General features: G+C 39.5%; 1 protein-coding gene. It reads left to right on the forward strand.

Features of this window, described 5'->3' with window-relative positions:
• The coding region (locus KTE19_RS13700) for a transposase (RefSeq protein WP_217342521.1) at window positions 1-588 on the forward strand (588 nt) is incomplete at both ends.

The following is a 588-nucleotide window of genomic DNA, read 5'->3' on the forward strand; positions in this document are numbered from 1 at the left end:
GCAGTTGAAGCAGTCACGATGGATTTAAATGCCCAGTACCAACACTTTATCCACCGTATCTTCCCTAACGCCAAGATTATCATTGACCGTTTCCATATCATTCAGTTAGCTGGACGTGCTTTAGATCAAGCTCGGTTGTCAATTCTTCGCGAGCTTTCTGATCACCGCTGCCGTCACTATAAAATGCTTAAGTCGCAATGGCGGTTGTTCCATCGAAATGAAAGCCAACTTAATTCCCAACGGAAGCAGTTCAAACGTGGTTTGAATGAATATCTTACTGACCAAGAAGTAGTGGACACGATCACTGATCAATTTCCTAGTTTTAAACGAGTCTATACAAGTTACCAAACAATTCTCCATGCTATCCAAGAAGGTGATACGACAACCCTTAAAGAGCTAATCAATCATTATCAGCCAATTCAAAGTGAAATGGATACAGTTATCTCAACTTTTAGAAAGAACTGGCAAGGAATCGAAAATGCTTGTTGTTACCAATATTCAAACGGACCCTTAGAAGGTATCATTCGAAAGATTAAACAGCTTAAACGTGGTTGTTTTGGATTTAAGAACCTGGCACATTTGTTTATT

This window comes from Lentilactobacillus dabitei (genome assembly GCF_019061365.1).
Classification (GTDB): Bacteria; Bacillota; Bacilli; order Lactobacillales; family Lactobacillaceae; genus Lentilactobacillus; species Lentilactobacillus dabitei.